Origin of the sequence: Kitasatospora aureofaciens (assembly GCF_001188955.3) — a bacterium.
Lineage (GTDB): Bacteria > Actinomycetota > Actinomycetes > Streptomycetales > Streptomycetaceae > Kitasatospora > Kitasatospora aureofaciens.
The window spans coordinates 235,243-254,055 of the sequence record NZ_JPRF03000032.1; the positions used below are offsets into that span (position 1 = coordinate 235,243).

Annotated in this window: 16 protein-coding genes and 3 pseudogenes; 8 read left to right on the plus strand and 11 right to left on the minus strand. The window is 73.4% G+C overall.

Features of this window, described 5'->3' with window-relative positions:
* Nucleotides 1-26: 26 nt before the first annotated feature.
* Both HS99_RS21610 and HS99_RS21615 read left to right on the plus strand, forming a co-directional pair.
* A pseudogene (locus HS99_RS21610) lies at nt 27-389 on the plus strand (winged helix-turn-helix transcriptional regulator); the annotation flags it as partial.
* 225 nt (nt 390-614) lie between these two features.
* Entirely contained in the window at nt 615-1,403 is a 789-nt protein-coding gene (locus HS99_RS21615) for an SGNH/GDSL hydrolase family protein (protein ID WP_030281567.1), read from the plus strand.
* On the opposite strand, the gene HS99_RS21620 is transcribed toward HS99_RS21615, so the two are convergent.
* Nucleotides 1,394-2,059, minus strand: a complete 666-nt coding sequence (locus tag HS99_RS21620) for a GNAT family N-acetyltransferase (RefSeq protein ID WP_030281566.1) — start codon at nt 2,057-2,059, stop codon at nt 1,394-1,396. The genes HS99_RS21615 and HS99_RS21620 overlap by 10 nt on opposite strands.
* Nucleotides 2,060-2,193: 134 nt before the next feature.
* On the opposite strand from HS99_RS21620, the gene HS99_RS21625 reads away from it, so the two are divergent.
* On the plus strand, nt 2,194-3,120 hold the full coding sequence (locus HS99_RS21625) for a pentapeptide repeat-containing protein (protein ID WP_078938698.1): 927 nt from the start codon (nt 2,194-2,196) through the stop codon (nt 3,118-3,120).
* A 25-nt stretch (nt 3,121-3,145) separates the two neighbouring features.
* Here HS99_RS21625 and HS99_RS21630 read toward each other — a convergent pair whose 3' ends face one another.
* From HS99_RS21630 to HS99_RS21640, 3 genes and pseudogenes are all read right to left on the minus strand, one after another.
* Nucleotides 3,146-3,877, minus strand: a complete 732-nt coding sequence (locus HS99_RS21630) for a tyrosine-protein phosphatase (protein ID WP_030281564.1) — start codon at nt 3,875-3,877, stop codon at nt 3,146-3,148.
* 23 nt (nt 3,878-3,900) lie between these two features.
* A complete protein-coding gene (locus HS99_RS21635) occupies nt 3,901-4,530 on the minus strand; it encodes a TetR/AcrR family transcriptional regulator (protein WP_191093607.1) in 630 nt (209 codons plus the stop codon).
* Nucleotides 4,531-4,605: 75 nt separating this feature from the next.
* A pseudogene (locus HS99_RS21640) lies at nt 4,606-4,995 on the minus strand (RidA family protein).
* A gap of 72 nt (nt 4,996-5,067) precedes the next feature.
* Here HS99_RS21640 and HS99_RS21645 point away from each other — a divergent pair.
* On the plus strand, nt 5,068-5,961 hold the full coding sequence (locus tag HS99_RS21645) for a LysR family transcriptional regulator (RefSeq protein ID WP_030551050.1): 894 nt from the start codon (nt 5,068-5,070) through the stop codon (nt 5,959-5,961).
* Here HS99_RS21645 and HS99_RS21650 read toward each other — a convergent pair.
* A complete protein-coding gene (locus HS99_RS21650; RefSeq protein WP_033348658.1) occupies nt 5,958-6,857 on the minus strand; it encodes an aminoglycoside phosphotransferase family protein in 900 nt (299 codons plus the stop codon). The genes HS99_RS21645 and HS99_RS21650 overlap by 4 nt on opposite strands.
* 254 nt (nt 6,858-7,111) lie before the next feature.
* Between HS99_RS21650 and HS99_RS21655 the strand changes: the two genes are divergently transcribed.
* The gene (locus HS99_RS21655; protein ID WP_198429360.1) at nt 7,112-9,577 is read left to right on the plus strand and encodes a Tex family protein; all 2,466 of its coding nucleotides are present in this window, start codon (nt 7,112-7,114) and stop codon (nt 9,575-9,577) included.
* Nucleotides 9,578-9,641: 64 nt separating this feature from the next.
* On the opposite strand, the gene HS99_RS21660 is transcribed toward HS99_RS21655, so the two are convergent.
* Nucleotides 9,642-10,139 (minus strand): SHOCT domain-containing protein, encoded by a 498-nt coding sequence (locus HS99_RS21660; RefSeq protein WP_046386000.1) that lies wholly within the window; start codon nt 10,137-10,139, stop codon nt 9,642-9,644.
* Nucleotides 10,140-10,238: 99 nt separating this feature from the next.
* A complete protein-coding gene (locus tag HS99_RS21665) occupies nt 10,239-10,823 on the minus strand; it encodes an NUDIX hydrolase (RefSeq protein ID WP_046386001.1) in 585 nt (194 codons plus the stop codon).
* 421 nt (nt 10,824-11,244) lie between these two features.
* Between HS99_RS21665 and HS99_RS46870 the strand changes: the two are divergent.
* Nucleotides 11,245-11,454 (plus strand): annotated as a pseudogene (locus HS99_RS46870) (hypothetical protein); the annotation flags it as partial.
* Here the strand turns inward: HS99_RS46870 and HS99_RS21670 are convergent.
* The 4 genes from HS99_RS21670 to HS99_RS21685 all read right to left on the minus strand — a co-directional run bounded on the left by HS99_RS21670 (nt 11,406) and on the right by HS99_RS21685 (nt 15,551).
* The gene (locus HS99_RS21670) at nt 11,406-12,563 is read right to left on the minus strand and encodes a type III polyketide synthase (protein ID WP_030551044.1); all 1,158 of its coding nucleotides are present in this window, start codon (nt 12,561-12,563) and stop codon (nt 11,406-11,408) included. The pseudogene HS99_RS46870 and the gene HS99_RS21670 sit on opposite strands and share 49 nt — an antisense overlap.
* A 45-nt stretch (nt 12,564-12,608) precedes the next feature.
* Nucleotides 12,609-13,817: a cytochrome P450 gene (locus HS99_RS21675; RefSeq protein WP_030551042.1), complete on the minus strand. Its 1,209-nt coding sequence runs from the start codon at nt 13,815-13,817 to the stop codon at nt 12,609-12,611.
* A 187-nt stretch (nt 13,818-14,004) separates the two neighbouring features.
* Entirely contained in the window at nt 14,005-14,709 is a 705-nt protein-coding gene (locus HS99_RS21680) for a response regulator (protein ID WP_030281547.1), read from the minus strand.
* 11 nt (nt 14,710-14,720) lie between these two features.
* Nucleotides 14,721-15,551 carry a sensor histidine kinase gene (locus tag HS99_RS21685; RefSeq protein WP_223886103.1) on the minus strand — a complete coding sequence of 277 codons (831 nt, stop codon included), beginning with the start codon at nt 15,549-15,551 and terminating at the stop codon, nt 14,721-14,723.
* Between the two features lie 139 nt (nt 15,552-15,690).
* On the opposite strand from HS99_RS21685, the gene HS99_RS21690 reads away from it, so the two are divergent.
* Together HS99_RS21690 and HS99_RS21695 are read left to right on the plus strand one after the other, a co-directional pair.
* The gene (locus HS99_RS21690; protein WP_046386002.1) at nt 15,691-16,416 is read left to right on the plus strand and encodes an ABC transporter ATP-binding protein; all 726 of its coding nucleotides are present in this window, start codon (nt 15,691-15,693) and stop codon (nt 16,414-16,416) included.
* Nucleotides 16,413-18,725, plus strand: a complete 2,313-nt coding sequence (locus HS99_RS21695) for an FtsX-like permease family protein (protein ID WP_050366864.1) — start codon at nt 16,413-16,415, stop codon at nt 18,723-18,725. The genes HS99_RS21690 and HS99_RS21695 overlap by 4 nt, the downstream gene beginning before the upstream one ends.
* Nucleotides 18,726-18,813: the final 88 nt, after the last annotated feature.

Here is an 18,813-nt window from a genome sequence, read left to right on the forward strand (position 1 = left end):
CCAACCTCTTGGCTATGCTGATCCACATGTCACGCCGAAGCTACGACCAGTACTGCGCCGTCGCCCGCGCCCTGGACGCGGTGGGGGAGCGCTGGAGCCTCCTGATCGTCCGTGAACTCCTGGGCGGCCCGCGCCGCTACACCGACCTGCACGCCGACCTGCCCGGCGTCTCCACCGACATCCTCGCCGCCCGGCTCAAGCAGCTGGAGGGCGAAGGGCTCGTGGAACGGCGGCGGCTGGAACGGCCGGCCAACGCGACGGTGTACGAGCTGACCGAGCGCGGACGCGAACTGCGGCCGGTGATCGAGGCGCTGGGAGCGTGGGGGCTGAGTGCCCTGGGCGAACAGCGGCCCACCGACGCGGTGCGCGAGCACTGGTTCACGGCGCCGAAGGCGGCGGTCCCGGGCTGAGTCCTCGGGAGCCGCCGGAAGGCGGTGGCGGGGCGGCGGCAAGGCCCCCGTCGCCGGCCGCCGCCCCGTGGTCCCAGGATGGCGCGGACCGATAAACGCCCGGTGGACGCCGAATGAGCGGCCCGACCCCGGCGGAACTGGTTGGTAAGTGCACACGTACGATCGTCGGGTCGCGGAGCCATCTCAGGAGAGCGGAGGCAGTCCGTGCCCACCACCAGCCGCAGCTACGCCAGCTACGTCGCCGTCGGCGACTCCTTCACCGAAGGCATGTGCGACGACCTCCATCCCGACGGCCACTACCGCGGCTGGGCCGACCGGGTCGCCTCCGCGCTGGCCGCCGAGGCCGGGGCCGGCGGGGACTTCCGCTACGCCAACCTCGCCGTCCGCGGCAAGCTCATCGGCCAGATCCACGACGAACAGCTCGCCACCGCAGTCGGGATGGGCGCCGAACTCGTCACCCTGGCCGGCGGCCTCAACGACGTGCTGCGCCCCGGCTGCGACATCGCCCGGGTCGAGCGGCTACTCGGCCGCTGCGCCGCCGAACTGCGCGCCACCGGCGCCACCGTGGTGCTGTTCACCAGCACCGACCCCACCCGCCGACTGGCCGGCAGCGCCCGGCTGCTGCCCGCCATCCTGCGGATGAAGGCCTTCGTGCAGGAACTCGGGCAGCAGGACGGCTTCGCCGTCGTCGACCTGTTCTCCGCGCCCTGCTTCGACGACCGCCGGCTCTGGGCCGAGGACCGGCTGCACCTGTCGCCCGAGGGTCACCGCCGGGTCGCCGAGGGCGTACTGGAGGCGCTCGGCCGCCCCACCGCCTCCGACTGGCGCGCCCCGCTGCCCGCCGCCGCCCCGCCCGGCCGCGCCGAGAAGCTGCGCTCGGACGCCCGATGGCTGGGCGCCCACCTCGGCCCGTGGATCGGCCGCCGCCTCACCGGCCGCTCCTCCGGCGACGGCCGCCCGCCGAAGCGGCCGGAGCTGCTGCCCTACCGGTAGGTCCCCTCCGGGGTCTCCGCCTCCAGGACCAGGCTCGCCATCGGGGCGCGGGTGGTCCAGCCGAGCGCCGTGTACAGCCCCTGGCCGGCCGCCGTGCCGACCAGTACCCCGGTCCGGGCGCCCGCCTCGTACGCGCCGGACTGCAGGGCCCGCATCACCACCGAGCCCAGGCCCCGGCGGCGGTGGTCGGGGGCGGTGACGATCTGGTCCGGCACGGCCACCGCACCCGCCAGGCCCGCCTGGCCGCGGGCGGCGAGGTGCCCCTCCTCGCTGCGCACCAGGGCGCGCAGGACGCCGCCGCGGGCCCAGGTGGTCAGGGTGTAGCCGGCCGGCGGGGCGGGCTCTTCGACGGTGAGCGGGGTGGTCATCAGGAAGCCGGGCTGGTCCAGCCGCCACTGCGGGCCCAGCCACGGCCGTACGGTGTCGTCCTCGGCGAACAGCTTGAGCCAGGTGGTCGGCGCGGTGGTCGTCTCGGCGAGCTTGCGGACCTCGGCTTCGGTCGGTTCGGGCAGCACGTGCCGCGCCACCTCCCCGGTCGGCGCGCCGACGTCGATGGTCCAGCCCCAGGGCTGCCCCACCGGATCGGCCGCGCCCCGGGAGGCGACCCAGCCGCTGATCCACATCCGGACCAGCTCGGTGACGTTCGGCTGCGGCATGGCGCCCACCCCCGTGAGTACGCGTGTACGTGAGTAATAGTCTTATCTCCATCTGGCACCTTACCGGCCCGAGGGCGGCTCCGCCCAGTAGGATTCCCGCTTCAAGGCAACCAGCAGTTGAGAGGACCCGGACCGTGAGCGAGACCGAGTCGCCGCAGGACCCCACGGCGGCCGCGCCGACTCCGCTCCAGTCCGACTGCGGCAACTGCTTCGGACTCTGCTGCGTCGCCCTGCCCTTCGCCGCCGGCACCGACTTCGCCGTCAACAAGGCCGCCGGCAGCGCCTGCCGCAACCTGCAGACGGACTTCAGCTGCGGCATCCACGCCCGGCTGCGCGACAGCGGATTCCAGGGCTGCACCGTCTACGACTGCTTCGGCGCCGGACAGCGGGTCTCCCAGATCACCTTCGGCGGCGTCAGCTGGCGCGAGGAGCCCGACAACGCCAAGCCGATGTCCGACGTGTTCCCGATCGTGCGGCAGCTCCACGAACTGCTCTCGTACCTCACCGAGGCGCTCACCTTCGCGCCCGCCCGCCCCCTCCACGCCGAACTGCGGCAGGCCCTCGAAGAGACCGACCGCCTCGCCGCCGGCACCCCCGAGGAGATCCTCGCCGTCGACGTCCCGGCCCACCGCGGGCGGATCAGCGACCTCCTGCTGCGCGCCGGCGAACTCGTCCGCGCCGCCGTCCCCCGCCGCCGCGAACACCGCGGCGCCGACCTCTTCGGCGCCCGCCTGCGCGGCGCCGACCTCCAGGGCGCCAACCTGCGCGGCGCGCTCCTCGTCGCCGCCGACCTCTCCGGAGCCGACCTCCGACTCGCCGACCTCATCGGCGCCGACCTGCGCGACGCCAACCTCGCCGGGGCCGACCTCAGCACGGCCCTCTTCCTCACCCAAATCCAGCTCAACGCCGCCCGCGGCGACGCCACCACCCGTCTCCCGGCCACCCTCACCCGCCCCACCCACTGGCCCGAGACCGCCCCGGCGGCCACGACCGACCGCAAGCCCCGCAGCGGCCCCCGCCCGCAGGGCGGCGGCCGCTCAGGCCGCCCGCGCCGCCGCTAGGGCCGGTCCGGCAGGATCCGCGTGGTCAGGACGTGAGCATCCGTGACCGCAGGGCGTCGATGCGGTCGCGGTCGAGGCCGACAGTGCCGGTGACGTACGCCTCGACGGAGCCGTAGCGGGTGGCGAGGTCGGCGAGGGCGAGGCGGATGACGGTTTCCGGGGCGCGGCCGTAGCCGGGCCAGCGGAGGGTCTCGCCGGGGTGGGCGGCGTGCCAGTCGGCGACGAGGTGCGCGGTGGCGTGCTCGGTGAGGGCGAAGTCGGCGGCGATGTCGTCCTCGGAGACGCCGAGCAGGGTGAGCACCAGGGCGGCGATCAACCCGGTGCGGTCCTTTCCGGACATGCAGTGGAAGACCACGGGGGCCTCGGCGGCGCTGATCACCTCCAAGGTCCGGCGGATCTCCTTGACCCCGTCCTCGGCGACCTCGGCGAAGCGGTCGGCGAGGTAGCGCCAGGGGTCGAGCTCCGGGTCGATCGAGGCCTGGTCGTACGGGCGGTGCTCGATCGAGAGGTTGTGGAAGTCCAGCCCGTCGAAGTCGGGGACCCGTCCCTTGGCGGCGATCTCCCAGTCGTAGCGCAGGTCGATCACGGTCCGCACGCCGAGGGCCCGGAGCTTTTCCAGGTCGGCGGGGGAGGACTTGCCGAGCGAGTCGGAGCGGTAGAGCAGGCCCCGGCGGACGGTCCGTCCGTCGGCGGCCGAACAGCCGCCCAGGTCGCGGAAGTTGTGCAGGGCCTCGAACTCGATGTGACGCGTTGACATGTGCCGCACTCTAGCCAGCGCGGTCAGGGGGTGTACCCCCGGGCGAGGAGTTCGAAGGCGCGGTCGGCGTCGGCGGCGGCCTCGGGGTGGAGGTCGTCGGCGGTGCGGCCGCCCTCGTGGATGCGACGCCAGTTGTGCAGGGCGAGGACGCGTTGGGTGGCGGTGACCTGGGCGGCGAGCAGCTGGGCGGTGAGCTCGCGGGGCGGGGCGAGGTCGGGGGCCTCGCGCAGGGCGTCGGCGAGGGACCGTTCGGCGCGGGCCACGTACGCGCCGACCCGGGCGGCCAGGCTGGGGGTGCCGTAGACCAGGGAGGTGAAGGCCAGCACCTGGGGGTGGTCGTTGAGGCCGGTGACCGGATCCCGCCGGGCCAGGCCGTCGAGGAAGTCCCGGCGCAGGGCGTCGAGCACCGTCTCACCCTCGCCCCGGCCCCGGACCACGTCCGCCGCCTGCTCCTGGTGGTCGGCGAAGCGGTGGACGACCAGGTCCTCCTTGCTGCCGAAGTAGCTGAACAGGGTCGGCTTGGAGACCTCGGCGGCCGCCGCGACGTCCGCCACCGAGACCTGGTCGAAGCCGTGCTCCAGGAAGAGCGCGATGGCGGCCTCGGAGATGGCCCGCCGTGTCCGTTCCTTCTTGAGCTCTCGCAGTCCACTCATGCGGGCCAGGCTAGCAGCCAGGCTTGACCCGGGAAGGTTATTGACCCGGTAGGATAAATGTCGGGTCGGCCTGGGTCACCCGCCCGCGCGCCGGGCGGTCACCTCGATCTCGATCCGCATCCGGGGGTCGGCGAGGCCGCACACCTGCATCGTCGCGGCCGGCCGGACGTCGCCGAAGCAGCGGCGCAGGACCGGCTAGCAGGGTTCGAAGTCGGCGCGCTCGGGCAGCAGGTAGCGTACCCGCACCACGTCGGCGAAGCCGCAGCCCGCCTCGGCGAGTGCGGACCCGATGTTGCGCAGGCACTGCTCGGCCTGCTCCACCACGTCCTCGGAGATGGTCATGGTGGTGTAGTCGAAGCCGGTCGTGCCGGACACGTGCACCCAGTCGCCGTCGACCACGGCACGGGCGTAGCCGATCTGCTCCTCGAAGGTGGAACCGCTGAGTACCGCGCGTCGCTCTGTCATGCGCCGAACGCTAGGTGGCCTGCGGGGATACGTCCAATACTCCTGCGGCGCCCGTCTGATATCCCTGGCGGTATGGAACGCCCCGAACTCCCCCTGCCGCAGCTGCACGCCTTCGTCGTGCTCGCCGAGGAGCTGCACTTCGGCCGGGCCGCTGCCCGCCTCGGCGTCGCCCAGCCGCCGCTGAGCCAGCAGATCCGCCGTCTGGAGGAGAAGGTCGGCCACCCGCTGTTCCTCCGGGCGCCCAGCGGCATCACCCTGACCCCGGCCGGGCGCGAACTCCTGCCCGCCGCGCGCCGGGCCCTGGGAGAGCTCGCGGACGGGCTGGCCGCCGCCCGGGCCGTCGGCAGTGGCGAGGCGGGCCGGCTGCGGATCGGGTTCTCCGCCTCACTGGCCCTGACCGTCCTGCCCGGCCTGCTGCGCGGCTACCGGGAGCGCCACCCCGGTGTGCGGCTGGACGTACGGGAGATGACCGGCGCCCCGCAGCTCGCCGCACTGCGCGACCGCCGCATCGACGTCGGCCTGCTGCGCGAACCACCTGCCGACGCGCCGGAGTTGTGCTTCCGTACGGTGCTCAGCGAACCCTTCGTCGCCGTGCTCCCGGCGCACCACCCGCTGGCCGCCCAACGGACCGTCCGGCTCGGGCAGCTGGCGGACGAGCCGTTCGTGCTGCTGCCCCGGGAGGAGGGGCCGCCGCTGTACGACCGGATCACCGGCCTGTGCGCCGGGGCGGGCTTCACCCCGCGGATCGGGCAGCACGCGGTGGAGTGGCAGACGGTGTGCGCCCTGGTCGGGGCCGGCCTGGGCGTCTCACTGGCCCCGGCGAGCATCCGCCGGATCCGGCTGCGGGGCGTCGCCTTCCGCCCGGTCGACCCCGGCACCGCCCGCACCCACTCCGCCCTCGCCTGGCGCGCCGACGACCGGAGCCCCCTGCTGAGCCACCTGCTGGCGCTGGCGGTGGCGTCCTAGACGCTGCGGTCGGCGAGCACCTCGCGGACGACGTGGCGGGCGTTGGCAGTCAGCGCCGGGTCGGTGTGGCGGTAGTACGGGATCGTCACCAGGGCGATGGAGAAGGCCCAGGCCCGGCCGCGGGCCCACATCGCGTCGTCGGCGCGCAGGGCGGCGCGGAAGGCGGGGCGGGCGGAGGCGGGGAGCAGGTTCCAGGCGGCGATCAGGTCGGCGGTGGGGTCGCCGACGCCCATCAGGGCGAAGTCGATGACGGCGGCGAGCCGGCCGGATCTGTTGAGCAGCAGGTTGCCGGGGGTGAGGTCGCCGTGCATCCAGACCGGCGGGCCGGCGTACTCGGGGAGGCGGAGCGCCTTGTCCCACAGGGCGGTTGCGGCCGCGGTGTCGATCGTGCCGGCGAGCTGGGCGATCGCCGCGCGGGTGGAGCCGTCCCGGGAGGCGAGCGGCACGCTGCGGTGGCCGGCCGGGGCGCCGGCGGGGTTGACGGAGCGCAGGGCGTTGACGAAGCCCGCCAGGTCGCGGGCCAGCGCCTCGGGTGCGGCGAGCACGCCGACCGCCGGATTGACGCCGTCGAGCCAGCGCACCACCGACCACTCCCACGGGTAGTTCGCGGCCGGGCGGCCGACGGCCAGCGGGGCGGGGACGGGCAGCGGCAGCTGCGGTGCCAGCCGGGGCAGCCACTGGTGTTCGCGGCGGACGTCACCGGCGGCCCACTCCACCCGGGGCAGCCGGACGGCGAGTTCGGGCCCGAGCCGGAACATCGCGTTGTCCGTCCCGGCGGACCCTACGGGCGTGACCGGAAGGCCCACCCACTGCGGGAACTGGGCGGAGATCAACCGCCGTACCAGGGCCGCGTCGACGACCGGTTCATCGGGGTGCATCCGGGCGGCAGCGCACATGCCCGGCAGCGTACAGCGCAGATCGCCGGGGATCAGCCGGATTCGCGAACTGCGCACACGACTTCGATCAGCACGGGGTCCGGCCGAGTTCCAGCCGCCGGCCACCACGGCGCCACCCGCCCGTCACCCGCCGGTCGCCGGCGGGGGAGACCGCGCCACGCCCGCCGCCCTGGGCGCGGCCGGTGGCCGTCACCGGTACCTGCCAGAATGCAGGGCGTACGGCGAAAGCACTGAAGGAGAAGGTGACCGGCTTCGTGACCACGCCAGTCGAACAGGTGGCCCGGCAGGCCCAGCAGGTGATCGAGCGCAAGATCGCCGAGGAACTGGGCGTCCGCGAGGGGCAGGTGAAGGCGGCGGTCGAACTGCTCGACGGCGGCTCGACCGTGCCGTTCGTGGCCCGCTACCGCAAGGAGGTCACCGGCTCGCTGGACGACGCCCAGCTGCGCACCCTGGAGGAGCGTCTGCGCTACCTGCGCGAGCTGGAGGAGCGGCGGGCAGCCGTCCTGGAGTCGATCGAGTCCCAGGGCAAGCTGGACGACGCGCTGCGCGCCCAGGTGCTGGCGGCCGACTCCAAGGCCCGGCTGGAGGACATCTACCTCCCGTTCAAGCCCAAGCGGCGCACCAAGGCGCAGATCGCCCGCGAGGCCGGGCTGGAGCCGCTGGCCGACACCCTGCTCGCCGACCCGACCCAGGACCCGGCCGCGCTCGCCGCCCAGTACCTGAACGAGTCGGTGGCGGACGGCGCGGCGGCCCTGGAGGGCGCCCGGGCGATCCTGGTCGAGCGCTTCGGCGAGGACGCCGACCTGGTCGGCTCGCTGCGCGAGCGGATGTGGACCCGCGGCCGCCTGGTCGCGAAGGTCCGGGACGGCAAGGAGGGCGACGGCGCCAAGTTCGCCGACTACTTCGACTTCGCCGAGCCGTACACCAAGCTCCCCTCGCACCGCATCCTGGCGATGCTGCGCGGCGAGAAGGAGGAGGTGCTCGACCTCGAACTGTCGCCCTACGACGGCGAGTCCGAGGGCGACCTGCCCGGCGGGAACGACTACGAGCAGCGCATCGCCGCCCGCTTCGGCATCGCCGACCGCGGCCGCCCGGCCGACAAGTGGCTCGGCGACACCGTCCGCTGGGCCTGGCGCACCCGCATCCTGGTGCGCCTCGGCATCGACCTGCGCGCCCGGCTGCGCGCCGAGGCCGAGGACGAGGCGGTGCGCGTCTTCGCCGCCAACCTGCGCGACCTGCTGCTCGCCGCCCCGGCCGGCACCCGCGCCACCATGGGCCTGGACCCGGGCTTCCGCACCGGGGTGAAGGTCGCCGTGGTGGACGCCACCGGCAAGGTCGTCGCGTACGAGACCATCTACCCGCACCAGCCCGCCAACAAGTGGGACGCGGCCCTGGCCACGCTGGCCGCGCTGGCGAAGAAGCACGACGTCGACCTGGTGGCGATCGGCAACGGCACCGCCTCCCGGGAGACCGACAAGCTCGCCGAGGACCTGCTCAAGCGCCACCCCGAGTTGAAGCTCACCAAGGCGATGGTCAGCGAGGCCGGCGCCTCGGTCTACTCCGCCTCCGCCTTCGCCTCGCAGGAGCTGCCGGACCTGGACGTGTCGATCCGCGGCGCGGTCTCGATCGCCCGCCGCCTCCAGGACCCGCTGGCCGAGCTGGTCAAGATCGACCCCAAGTCGATCGGCGTCGGCCAGTACCAGCACGACCTGAGTGAGGTGAAGCTCTCCCGCTCGCTGGACGCCGTGGTCGAGGACTGCGTCAACGCCGTCGGCGTGGACGTCAACACCGCCTCGGCGCCGCTGCTCACCCGGGTCTCGGGCATCACCGCGACGCTGGCGGACAACATCGTGGCCCACCGCGACGCCAACGGCCCGTTCCGCACCCGCAAGCAGCTCAAGGACGTCTCCCGGCTCGGCCCCAAGGCCTTCGAGCAGTGCGCCGGCTTCCTGCGCATCCCCGGCGGCGAGGACCCGCTGGACGCCTCCAGCGTGCACCCCGAGGCCTACCCGGTGGTGCGCCGCATCCTCGCCTCGACCGGCGGGGAACTGCGCGAGCTGATCGGCAACGGCGAGCGGCTGCGGGCGCTGCGCCCGGCCGACTTCGCCGACGACACCTTCGGCATCCCGACCGTCACCGACATCCTCGGCGAGCTCGACAAGCCGGGCCGGGACCCGCGTCCGGCCTTCCGCACCGCGGTCTTCAAGGAGGGCGTCGAGAAGATCGGTGACCTGGAGGTCGGCATGGTGCTGGAGGGTGTGGTCACCAACGTCGCCGCTTTCGGTGCCTTCGTCGACGTGGGCGTCCACCAGGACGGGCTGGTGCACGTCTCGGCGCTGTCGCGGAACTTCGTCAAGGACCCGCGCGAGGTGGTCAAGCCCGGCGACATCGTGAAGGTCCGGGTGGTCTCGGTGGACGTGCCGCGCAAGCGGATCGGGCTCACCCTGCGGCTGGACGACGAGGTCGGCCGCGAGCGCGGCGACCGGGGCGGAGACCGGGGCGACCGGAGCGGGGAGCGGCAGGCCCGCCCGCCGCGCCAGGAGCGGAGGGGTGGCGGCCAGGGCGGTCGCGGTGACCGCGGCGGGGACCGGGGCGACCGGGGCGGCTTCGGCGGCGGCGCCTTGGCGAACAGCGCCATGGCGGACGCGCTGCGCCGGGCCGGCCTGGCAGGTGGCGGCGACTCCGGCGGCTCGAAGGACCGGCGTTCCGGGCGGCGCTGACCCGTGCAGGTCACGGCCGGGGCCGGTGGGCGCGATGCCCACCGGCCCCGGCCGCCTTCTGCGCTCACATCAGCAGCTTCTCCTTGGCCCTCTGGTACTCCTCGTCGGAGATGGCGCCCCGGTCCCGCAGGTCCGCCAGTCTCGCCAGGTCCTCGACGTGGCCGCGGCCGCCGCCACCGCCGGCAGCGCCTGCGGCCGGCGTCGCGGCTGGCGTCCTGGCCGGCGTCGCGGCCGGCGTCGCGGTCGGCGTCGCGGCCGCCTCCCGGATGTAGGCCCGGAGCGCCGCGTCGGCCTGCTGGGCCTGTTCGAGGTCCCGCTTCCCCATGCCCTGGCCACGGGCGATGAGGTACACGAGGATGCCGATCAGCGGCAGGAAGATCACCAGGACCAGCCAGCCGGCCTTGCCCCAGCCGCCGATGTCGTGGCTGCGGAAGATGTCCGTGATGATCTTGAACAGCAGGAAGAACCACAGGATCCACAGGAACAGCTCCAACATCGTCCAGAAGATGTTGAGCACCGGGTAGTCCACGGCCAGCGAAGTGGCCAACGCGTAGGTGTCCATGGCCGAGTCATATCACCGCAAAACGGACATCGCCGTCCGGTGCTACGCCGTTCCAGTGGCTTTGCGGCTCGACGGGAATATCCCGGGCCCAGGGCGACCTCAGCCCAGCCCCGCCCGCCGCCGCAGCTCCGCCGCGAGCTCGATCAGCTCGCCCCACCAGGCGTCGTGCCCGGTGAGCAGCAGCCGCTGCGCCTCGTCCACCGGGACGGCCCGGACCTCGACCACCTGCTCGCCGTCCGCCGGGTTGGTGGGCGTCGAGTCGAGCACGACCTCGCCCCAGCCCCACAGCCAGGCCTTGTCCGGGTGCGGCTGCCACGGCCGGTACGGCACCGCGTCCTCGGTGTGGCAGCGGTGCGCGCCCAGCCAGCCGGGCTCGCCGAGCAGCCGGGCGCCGGCCTCCTCGCGCAGCTCGCGCTCCAGACAGTCCGTGACGGACTCGTCCTGCTCCCGGGTGCCGCCGGGCAGGAACCAGTGGTCCCGGTCGTCGCGGCACAGCACCACGTCGCCGTCCGCGAATCCGACCAGGTGGATGTTGGTGACCAGCTCGTCCGGCGGCAGCTCGGTGGAGAACTGGGCGTCGTAGCGGCCCCAGGCCCAGTACTGCGGCGCGTGCAAGGCCGGGAAGAGGACGGCGAGTTCGGCGGCTCTGGCGGAGGTGTCGGTGCGGTCCGTGGTGTCGGTCATGATGACTCCTTCATGAATGCCCCCGACTCCGGCGGGGGGTGGGGTGTCCTGACGCCGCGGGGAGGGCCGGCAGTTCGGCGAGCGGTCAAGGGCGGCGCTACCGATGACAGCGCCGCCGATGACAGCCCCACCTCGGCGATGCTGACGGCGTGGGAGAGAACCGGGGAACCGGCCTGCCCGTCCGAGGTCCGGTCCGTGCCGTTTCAGCAGACGCTCCGACACCTCCGAGCGGCCGTCGGCAACTTCTCCGCGCGGCGGGCGGGACGCCCGCGGGCATGAACGCCCTGATCGGGCACTGCTCTCGCCAGGGCACGACGGGACCTCGCCCGCAGGCTCAGGGGTTCGACCGGCTCGACCGACCGGGGGTGAACTCACCACTCGGCTCGTCCGTGGGCACCCAACGGTCGTGGTCGAGGACCTGGCAGTCCACGACCGGGGCGTGAACGCGGCACGCAACGTCCTGGCCGCCGGGCCGGCGGTGGCAGCCTGGGGAGACGGTGTAAGACCTCAACGGAGCACTCCGGGCGGGCGGTCGTCGGTGAAGCAGGAAGTCGAATCATCTCCCTTCGGGAGGGGAGGAAGTCAATCGGTGATCGTAGTGCCGGTCGGGAAACGGCGGGGGACGCCCTGATGGACGAGGGCGATGTCGGAGGTGGAGATGGCGCGCAGGCGTCGGTGCGCCGGTTCCGGCGGGGCGCCGATCCAACTGCCGAGGGAGATCTCGGCGGTGATGCCCGGTCCGAAGCCGGCGATCAGGCCGGGGGTGCCCTCGGGGGCGCCGCCGTCGGCGAACAGCCGGGCGAGGGCGTCGAAGACGACGGCGCTGGCGATGTTGCCGCGCTCGGTCAGGGTGGCCCGGCTGTAACGGAACTTCTCCGGCGACAGGTTGAGGAAGTGGCAGAGGTCGTCCAGGATGCGCGGGCCGCCGGCGTGCACGATGTAGAAGCCGAGCCCGGAGACGTCCCAGCCGTGCTGTCCGGCCAGGGTGCGCAGGGCGGGGGCGAGCATCTCCATGGTGCCGGGCACCCGCTTGTCCAGCTGGAAGTGGAAGCCGGTGTCCTTGACCCCGTACGAGATCCAGTTTTCGGTGTCCGGGACGAGGTGCGAGCCGTTGCGCTCGATGTGCACCCCGCTGCCGCCGCGCCCGCGCATCACCACGGCGGCGACGGCGTCGCCGAACAGACCGTTGGAGAGCAGCGAGCCGACTTCGAGGTCGGTCGGCTGGTAGCAGAGGGAGCAGAACTCGCAGGCGACGATCAGCACGTTGGCGCCGGGGTAGGCGCGGCAGAAGTCGTGGGCGCGGTTGACGGCGGCGCCGCCGGCCGCGCAGCCGAGCTGGGCGATCGGCACCTGGCGGGTGTCGGAGCGGAAGCCCATGGTGTTGATCAGCCAGGCGGTCATCGACGGCATCATGAAGCCGGTGCAGGACACGTAGATGAGCAGGTCGATGTCCCGGGCACGCAACTCGGCGTGGGTGAGAGCGCGTTCCACCACCTCGGGGACGCGGCGTTTGGCCTCCCGCTCGTACACCTGGTTGCGGACGGTGAGGCCCGGGTGGGTGAGGGTCTGCTCGATCGGCTGGACCAGGTGCCTGGTCCGCACCCCGGTGTTCTCGATCAGCCGCAGTGCCAGGCCGAGTTGGGGATGACCGGCGTGCAGCGCGCTGGCCAGGTCGAGGGTCTCCTCGAGGGTGATGACGTGCTCGGGTACGGCGACCGCGGGGCGGCAGAGTGTGGCCATGGCGTGGGTCTCCCCGGTGCGGGAACAGTGTGTCGAGGGGAGGGACTACCAGGCGACCGGCAGGGTGCGCGGGAAGCGCCAGATCGAGCCGGAGCTCCAGTCGAGTCCGGACGGGTCGACGGCCAGTCGCAGCCCGGGGAAACGCCGCAGCAGGGTGCCGATGGCGACCTGGAGCTCCATCAGCGCGAGGTGTGAGCCGAGGCAGCGGTGCTGGCCGTGACCGAAGGCCATGTTGACGGGCCCGGCGGTGCGGTCGAGGTCCAGTTCGTCGGGGTGCTCGTACACCGCCGGGTCGCGGTTGGCGGTCAGGTAGGAGACGTGGACGGCCTCGCCGGCCCGGATCGGCACCCCGCCCAGTTCGACGTCCTCGGTGGCGACCCGGGCGATGCCGGGGCCCTGGCGGAACGGGATGAAGCGCAGCAGCTCCTCCAGGGCCTGCGGCAGCGACTCCGGCCGGGCGCGCAGCTTCGCGAGCTGTTCGGGGTGGGTGAGCAGGGTGTAGGTGATGTTGCTGAGCTGGTAGGTGCTGGTGTCGTGGCCGGTGACCAGCAGGACCATCGCCATCACGGCGAGCTCGTCCGCGTCCAGCAGGTCGTCGCCGTCGCGGGCGGTGGCGAGCGCGCTGATCAGGTCCTCGCCGGCGTGGGCGCGGCGCTCGGCGGTGAGCGCGGTGAAGTAGGCGCGCAGCCCGGCCTTGGCCTCCTCCTGGCCCTCGCGGCTGCCCGGGCCCATCCGCATCATCGCGACGGCCCAGCCGCGCAGCCGGTCGCGGTCCTGGGCGGGGATCTCCAGCACTTCGCAGATGGTGGTGAGCGGGAGCCGGGCGGAGAGGAACTGCGCCAGGTCGGCCGGGGCGCCGTGCTCCTCCATCTCGTCGAAGTAGCCGTCGACGATCCGCTGGGTGGCCGGGCGCATCCGCTCGACCTGGCGGTTGGTGAAGCCCTGGGCGACCAGGCGGCGCAGCCGGTTGTGCTCGGGCGGGTCCATCAGGTTGATCGACTCGGCCTGGGCGATGGGGGCGGGCGTCATCCGGGGCAGGTCGCGGCCGATGCCGGCGGCGCGGCTGAACCGGCGGTCGGTGGTGACCACCTTGACGTCCTCGTAGCGGGTGGCCAGCCAGGCCTCACCCTCGCCGTGCGGCAGTCGGACCCTGGCGATCGGGGCCTCCGTGAGCAACCGCTTGAGGAGGGGGTCGAACTCCAGGCCGTCGGTGTGGTGGAAGGGGCACTCCCACACGGGGGCGGTGGTGGTCACGGGCCTGTCCAATGGTCTTCGTCGTGCGGGGTGATGGCGCCCGAAACGGTTCCGGGTGGTTCGGGCGCGGACATCCAGATGCTTCCCCATGGACTGGTAAAGATGTGGACTCCGAGGGCGGTTCCCCCTAAGGAGTGAGATAGCTGATTGTCAGGTGAATTCACCGCACGTGTGGACGAGTTGACGCTCAGCCGTTCGCGTCGCCGGGGGCGACCAGCCCCGTCTCGTAGGCGAGCACCACCGCCTGGGCCCGGTCGCGCAGGTTCAACTTGGCGAAGATCCGGGCCACATGGGTCTTCACCGTCGACTCGCTGAGGGTCAGCTCGACCGCCAACTCGGTGTTGGAGAGCCCGCGTCCGAGCAGTCCGAGCACCTCCACCTCGCGCGGGGTGAGCGGCGCGAGATCGCGGTGCAGCCGCGGTGAGTCGGCGCCGCGGGCCGCCGGGTGCGGGGCGCCGGTCGCGAAGCGCTCGACCAGCCGGCGGGTGATCGACGGGGCGAGCAGGGCGTCGCCGGTGTCCACCAGCCGTACGGCGGCGGCGAGGTGGGCCGAGGTGACGTCCTTGAGCAGGAAGCCGCTGGCGCCGGCGGACAGCGCCGCGTAGACGTAGTGGTCCAGGTCGAAGGTGGTCAGCATGATCACCCGGCAGTCGGGCGCCTGGGCCAGGATCCGGCGGGCGGCCTCCAGGCCGTCCATGGTCGGCATCCGGATGTCCAGCAGGGCCACGTCGGGCCGGTGCAGGACGGCGGCGGCCACCGCCTCCGCGCCGTCCGAGGCCTCGGCGACCACGTCGATGCCGCGGGCGGTGAGGATCATCCGGAAGCCGGTGCGGACCAGTTCCTGGTCGTCGGCGATCACCACCCGGGGGCGGCGCTGTTCGGTCTCTTCCACGGTCCCCTCCGTCACGGCCGGTCCAGCGGGATGCGGGCGCGCACCCGGAATCCGCCGCCGAGCCGGCGCCGGGCGTCCAGGTCCCCGCCGTACACCGCGACCCGCTCGCGCAGGCCGAGCAGCCCGCGCCCGGCGCCGTCCGCCTGCTTCGGTGCGGGGGCGGACGAACCGGAGAGCACGCTCGGGCCGCTGTTCAGCACCTCGACGCGCAGGTAGTGGTCCGCGTACCGCACCGTCACCTCCGCCGTCACCCCTTCCCCGTGCTTGAGCGCGTTGGTCAGCGCCTCCTGGACGATCCGGTACGCCGTCACGTCGATGCCGCCGGGCAGCGGCCGTGGCTCGCCGGAGATCCGCACCTCCACCGGCAGCCCGGCGAAGGCGAACCGGTCGATCAACGGGCTCAGCCGGCTCAGGCTCGGCTGCGGGGAGAAACCTTCCGGCTCCGGTTCCTCACTGCCGTCCGCGGCCGGGGCGAGCAGGCCCAGCAGATGCCGCAGTTCGGTCATCGTGTCCCGCCCGGCCGCCTCGACCGCGCCCATCGCGGCCGCCGCCTCCTCCGGCATGGTGGCCAGCACTTCGCGCGCGGCCCCGGCCTGCACCACCATCAGGCTCACGTTGTGGCTCACGATGTCGTGCAGCTCGGAGGCGATCCGCGCCCGTTCGGCGTCCACGGCGGCGCTCGCGGCGCTCTCCCGCTCCCGTTCCAGCAGCCAGCCGCGCTCGCCGATGGCCGCCCGGTACAGCCGGCGCGCCCGGACCAGCGCGACGCCCAGCCAGCCGGCGCCCGCGCAGGCCGTGCCCGCCACCGCCACCGCGATCCAGTCCGTCCCTGTTCCCCACACGGCGCCAGCTTCGCAGCTGGGAGCTTGATCGACATCATCCGGGGGTGCCGCTCCCGTACATCCCCGGTACTACGGCGACCTGCGGTTACACCCCGGGTGGGACGACCGGCCCCGGCCGGCGCGCCTACCGTCGTCGACCATGAGCAACGACCACGACGGGACCACCCGCCCCGACGACGCGCCCTTCGTCGTCGAGTTGTCGGGGGTGCACAAGGAGTTCGGCGACGCCAAGGCCCTCGACGGCGTCGACCTGCGGATCAGGGCGGGCGAGGCGGTCGCCGTGATGGGCCCCTCGGGGTGCGGCAAGTCCACCCTGCTGAACATGGTGGCCGGACTGGACCGGCCCAGCTCCGGCACCGTCCGGGTGCAGGGGCAGGACCTCGGCGGGCTGAACGAGAACGGGCTGGCGCTCTTCCGCCGCCGCAACGTCGGCATGATCTTCCAGTTCTTCAACCTGATCGACGACCTCCCGGCCCTCGACAACGTCGCCCTGGCCGCCCAGCTGACCGGCACCACGGCCAGGCAGGCCCGTCGCCGGGCGCTGGAGCTGCTGGACGAACTGGGCGTCGCACACCGCAAGGACGTCTACCCGGCCGCGCTCAGCGGCGGCGAGCGCCAGCGCGTCGCGGTGGCCCGCGCCCTGATGAACCGGCCGGCCCTGCTGCTCGCCGACGAGCCGACCGGCGCGCTGGACAGCCGCTCGGGCGAGCAGGTGATGGACCTGCTGATCGACCTCAACCAGATCGGGCAGACCCTGCTGATCGTCACCCACGACCCCAACCTGGCCACCCGCTGCGCCAGTCGGCTGGTCGAGGTCGCGGACGGCAAGGTGGCGCGCGAGCGGATGCTGGAGGCCTCGTCATGAGCGGTGCCGTGTGGCGCGCCTCCCGGGCGGCCGTGAAGCGCCGCCGGGTGCAGACCGTCGTGATCGGCCTGGTCGTCTTCTGCTCCACCGCGACCGTGCTGCTCGCCCTCGCGGTGATCAGCGCCGCCAGGGCCCCGTTCGACGACGCCTTCGAGGCCGAGCGGGGATCGCACGTCACCGCCCTCTTCGACCCGGCCAAGGCCTCGGCGGAGCAACTGGCCGCCACCGCCCACCGGCCGGGCGTGGAAGCGGCTGCCGGGCCCTTCGACCAGGCCGTGGTGACCATCCCCGCCGACTGGGTCGGCCGCCCGCCGGGCCCGCTGGCCCTGGTCGGTCGGCCCGACCCCGCGTCCGCGCCGGTGGACCGGGTGGAGCTGCTGGCCGGCCGCTGGGCCTCCGCACCCGGCGAGGTGGTCGTCAACAACCCGGGCGGCGGCGCCGCGAGCCGGTTCGTCGGCACGCCGCTCACCACCAACACCGGGGTGAAGCTCACCGTCGTCGGCTTCGCGACCGACATGAGCCAGTCCTCCGGCGGCTGGGTCACCCCCGAGCAGGCGGCCGCCCTGCATCCCACCGGGCGGCAGATGCTCTACCGCTTCACCGACGCGGCCACCGAGCAGCAGCTCACCACCTCGCTCGCCAACGCCACTGAGGGCCTGCCCGAGGGCGCCGTCGAGAGCGGGCAGTCCTACCTGGTGCTCAAGCAGGCGTTCTCGGCGGGCGCCGACGCCTATTTGCCGCTGATGACGGTCTTCGGCGTGCTCGGCCTGGTCGTCGCCGCGCTGATCGTCGGCAACGTGGTGAGCGGCGCGGTGATCTCCGGCTACCGGCACATCGGGGTGCTCAAGTCGATCGGCTTCACGCCGCGCCAGGTGGTCACGGTCTACCTGACCATGGTGTCGGTGCCCGCGGTCGTCGGCACCGTCCTCGGTACGGCGGCCGGCTGGGTGGCGGCGGGCCCGATCCTCCAAGCCGCGTTCTCCGGCATCTCGACCGGCACCGCCGTGATCGAACCGGCGGGCTGGCTGCCCGTGGCCACCCTGGTCAGCGTCCCGCTGCTGGCCGCCCTCGCCGCGCTCGTCCCCGCCTCGCGCGCCCACCGGCTGTCCGCCGCCCAGGCCATCTCGGCGGGCAGCGCCCCGCGCGCCGGGCGCGGCCTCAAGGTCCAGCGCTGGCTGAGCGGCACCCGGCTTCCGCGCGCCGTCAGCCTCGGCCTCGGCCAGCCCTTCGCCCGCCCGGCCCGCACCGCGCTGACCATGGCGGCGATCGTGCTCGGCGTGGTCACCGTGACCGTGACCACCGGGGTGACCACCACCCTGGCCAAGTCCATGGCCGCGCCCGACCGCAGCACCCACATCGACGTGCAGACCAGCGCCTTCTCGGAGAACAAGATCGCGCCCCGGCTGACCCCGGAGCAGACCACGGCGATGCTGCACACCACCCCCGGCGCCGAGCAGGTGTCCGTCCGCGGCCTGGTCCGGGTCGGCATCCTCGGCCAGCCCCAACTCGTCTTCGCGGACTTCTACGGCGGCGACGCCATGGTCGACCACCGGCGGCTCAACGTGGTCGAGGGCCGCCTGGCGACCGGGCTGAACGAGATCGAGGCCGGGCCGGCCTTCCTGGACCAGCACGGGCTCAAGCTCGGCGACCGGGTCACCCTGGTCCTGGAGGGGCGGCAGACCACCGTCACCATCGTCGGCAAGGAGATCCAGGGCAACGCCAACGCGATCACCTCCAACGACGCCACCCGAGCCCTGCTCACCCCCGACCCGCACGTGGTCGAGTACGACGTGAAGCTCGCCGTAGGCGCCGACGCCGGGGCCTACCAGAAGGCCGTCACGGGCGCCGACCCCAGCCTGTCGGCCTCGGTCGTCACGCCGGGGACGGAAGGGTCCGTGGTCGCGATCCAGACCTTCAGCACGACTTTCTCCGCCCTGCTGTCGGTGGTCGCCGCGCTCGGCGTCTTCAACACCCTGCTGCTCACCATCCGCGAACGCCGCCGCGACCTCGGCATGCTGAAGTCGATCGGGATGACGCCCCGGCAGGTCGTCGCGATGACCATCACCTCGGTGGCCTGGCAGGGCGTGGTCAGCGGGATCGTCGGCATCCCGCTCGGGATCCTGGTGCACCGGCTGATCGTCGAGCACGTCCGGATCATCGCCTTCCCGGACTCGATGATCGACGTCTGGGGCGCCCCGCTGCTCGCCGCCCTCGCCCTGGCGGGCGTCGCGATCGCCGTCCTCGGCGCCCTCGTCCCGGCCCGTTCGGCGGCGCGGCTGCCGATCGCCGAGGTGCTGCACAACGAGTGAGGTGCTGCGGCAAGTGGACGGCCGGGTGATTCGCCGCCCGGCCGTCCGCCGCATGGCTGACGCATCGTCGATCGTCGGTGTCGGAGCG

Coding starts and splice junctions, on each gene's coding strand:
- HS99_RS21695 (WP_050366864.1), top strand. CDS start 16,413: ATGAGCGGTGCCGTGTGGCGCGCCTCCCGGGCGGCCGTGAAGCGCCGC.
- HS99_RS21645 (WP_030551050.1), top strand. CDS start 5,068: ATGGAACGCCCCGAACTCCCCCTGCCGCAGCTGCACGCCTTCGTCGTG.
- HS99_RS21620 (WP_030281566.1), bottom strand. CDS start 2,059: ATGCCGCAGCCGAACGTCACCGAGCTGGTCCGGATGTGGATCAGCGGC.
- HS99_RS21630 (WP_030281564.1), bottom strand. CDS start 3,877: ATGTCAACGCGTCACATCGAGTTCGAGGCCCTGCACAACTTCCGCGAC.
- HS99_RS21650 (WP_033348658.1), bottom strand. CDS start 6,857: ATGTGCGCTGCCGCCCGGATGCACCCCGATGAACCGGTCGTCGACGCG.
- HS99_RS21635 (WP_191093607.1), bottom strand. CDS start 4,530: ATGAGTGGACTGCGAGAGCTCAAGAAGGAACGGACACGGCGGGCCATC.
- HS99_RS21665 (WP_046386001.1), bottom strand. CDS start 10,823: ATGACCGACACCACGGACCGCACCGACACCTCCGCCAGAGCCGCCGAA.
- HS99_RS21690 (WP_046386002.1), top strand. CDS start 15,691: ATGAGCAACGACCACGACGGGACCACCCGCCCCGACGACGCGCCCTTC.
- HS99_RS21660 (WP_046386000.1), bottom strand. CDS start 10,139: ATGGACACCTACGCGTTGGCCACTTCGCTGGCCGTGGACTACCCGGTG.
- HS99_RS21670 (WP_030551044.1), bottom strand. CDS start 12,563: ATGGCCACACTCTGCCGCCCCGCGGTCGCCGTACCCGAGCACGTCATC.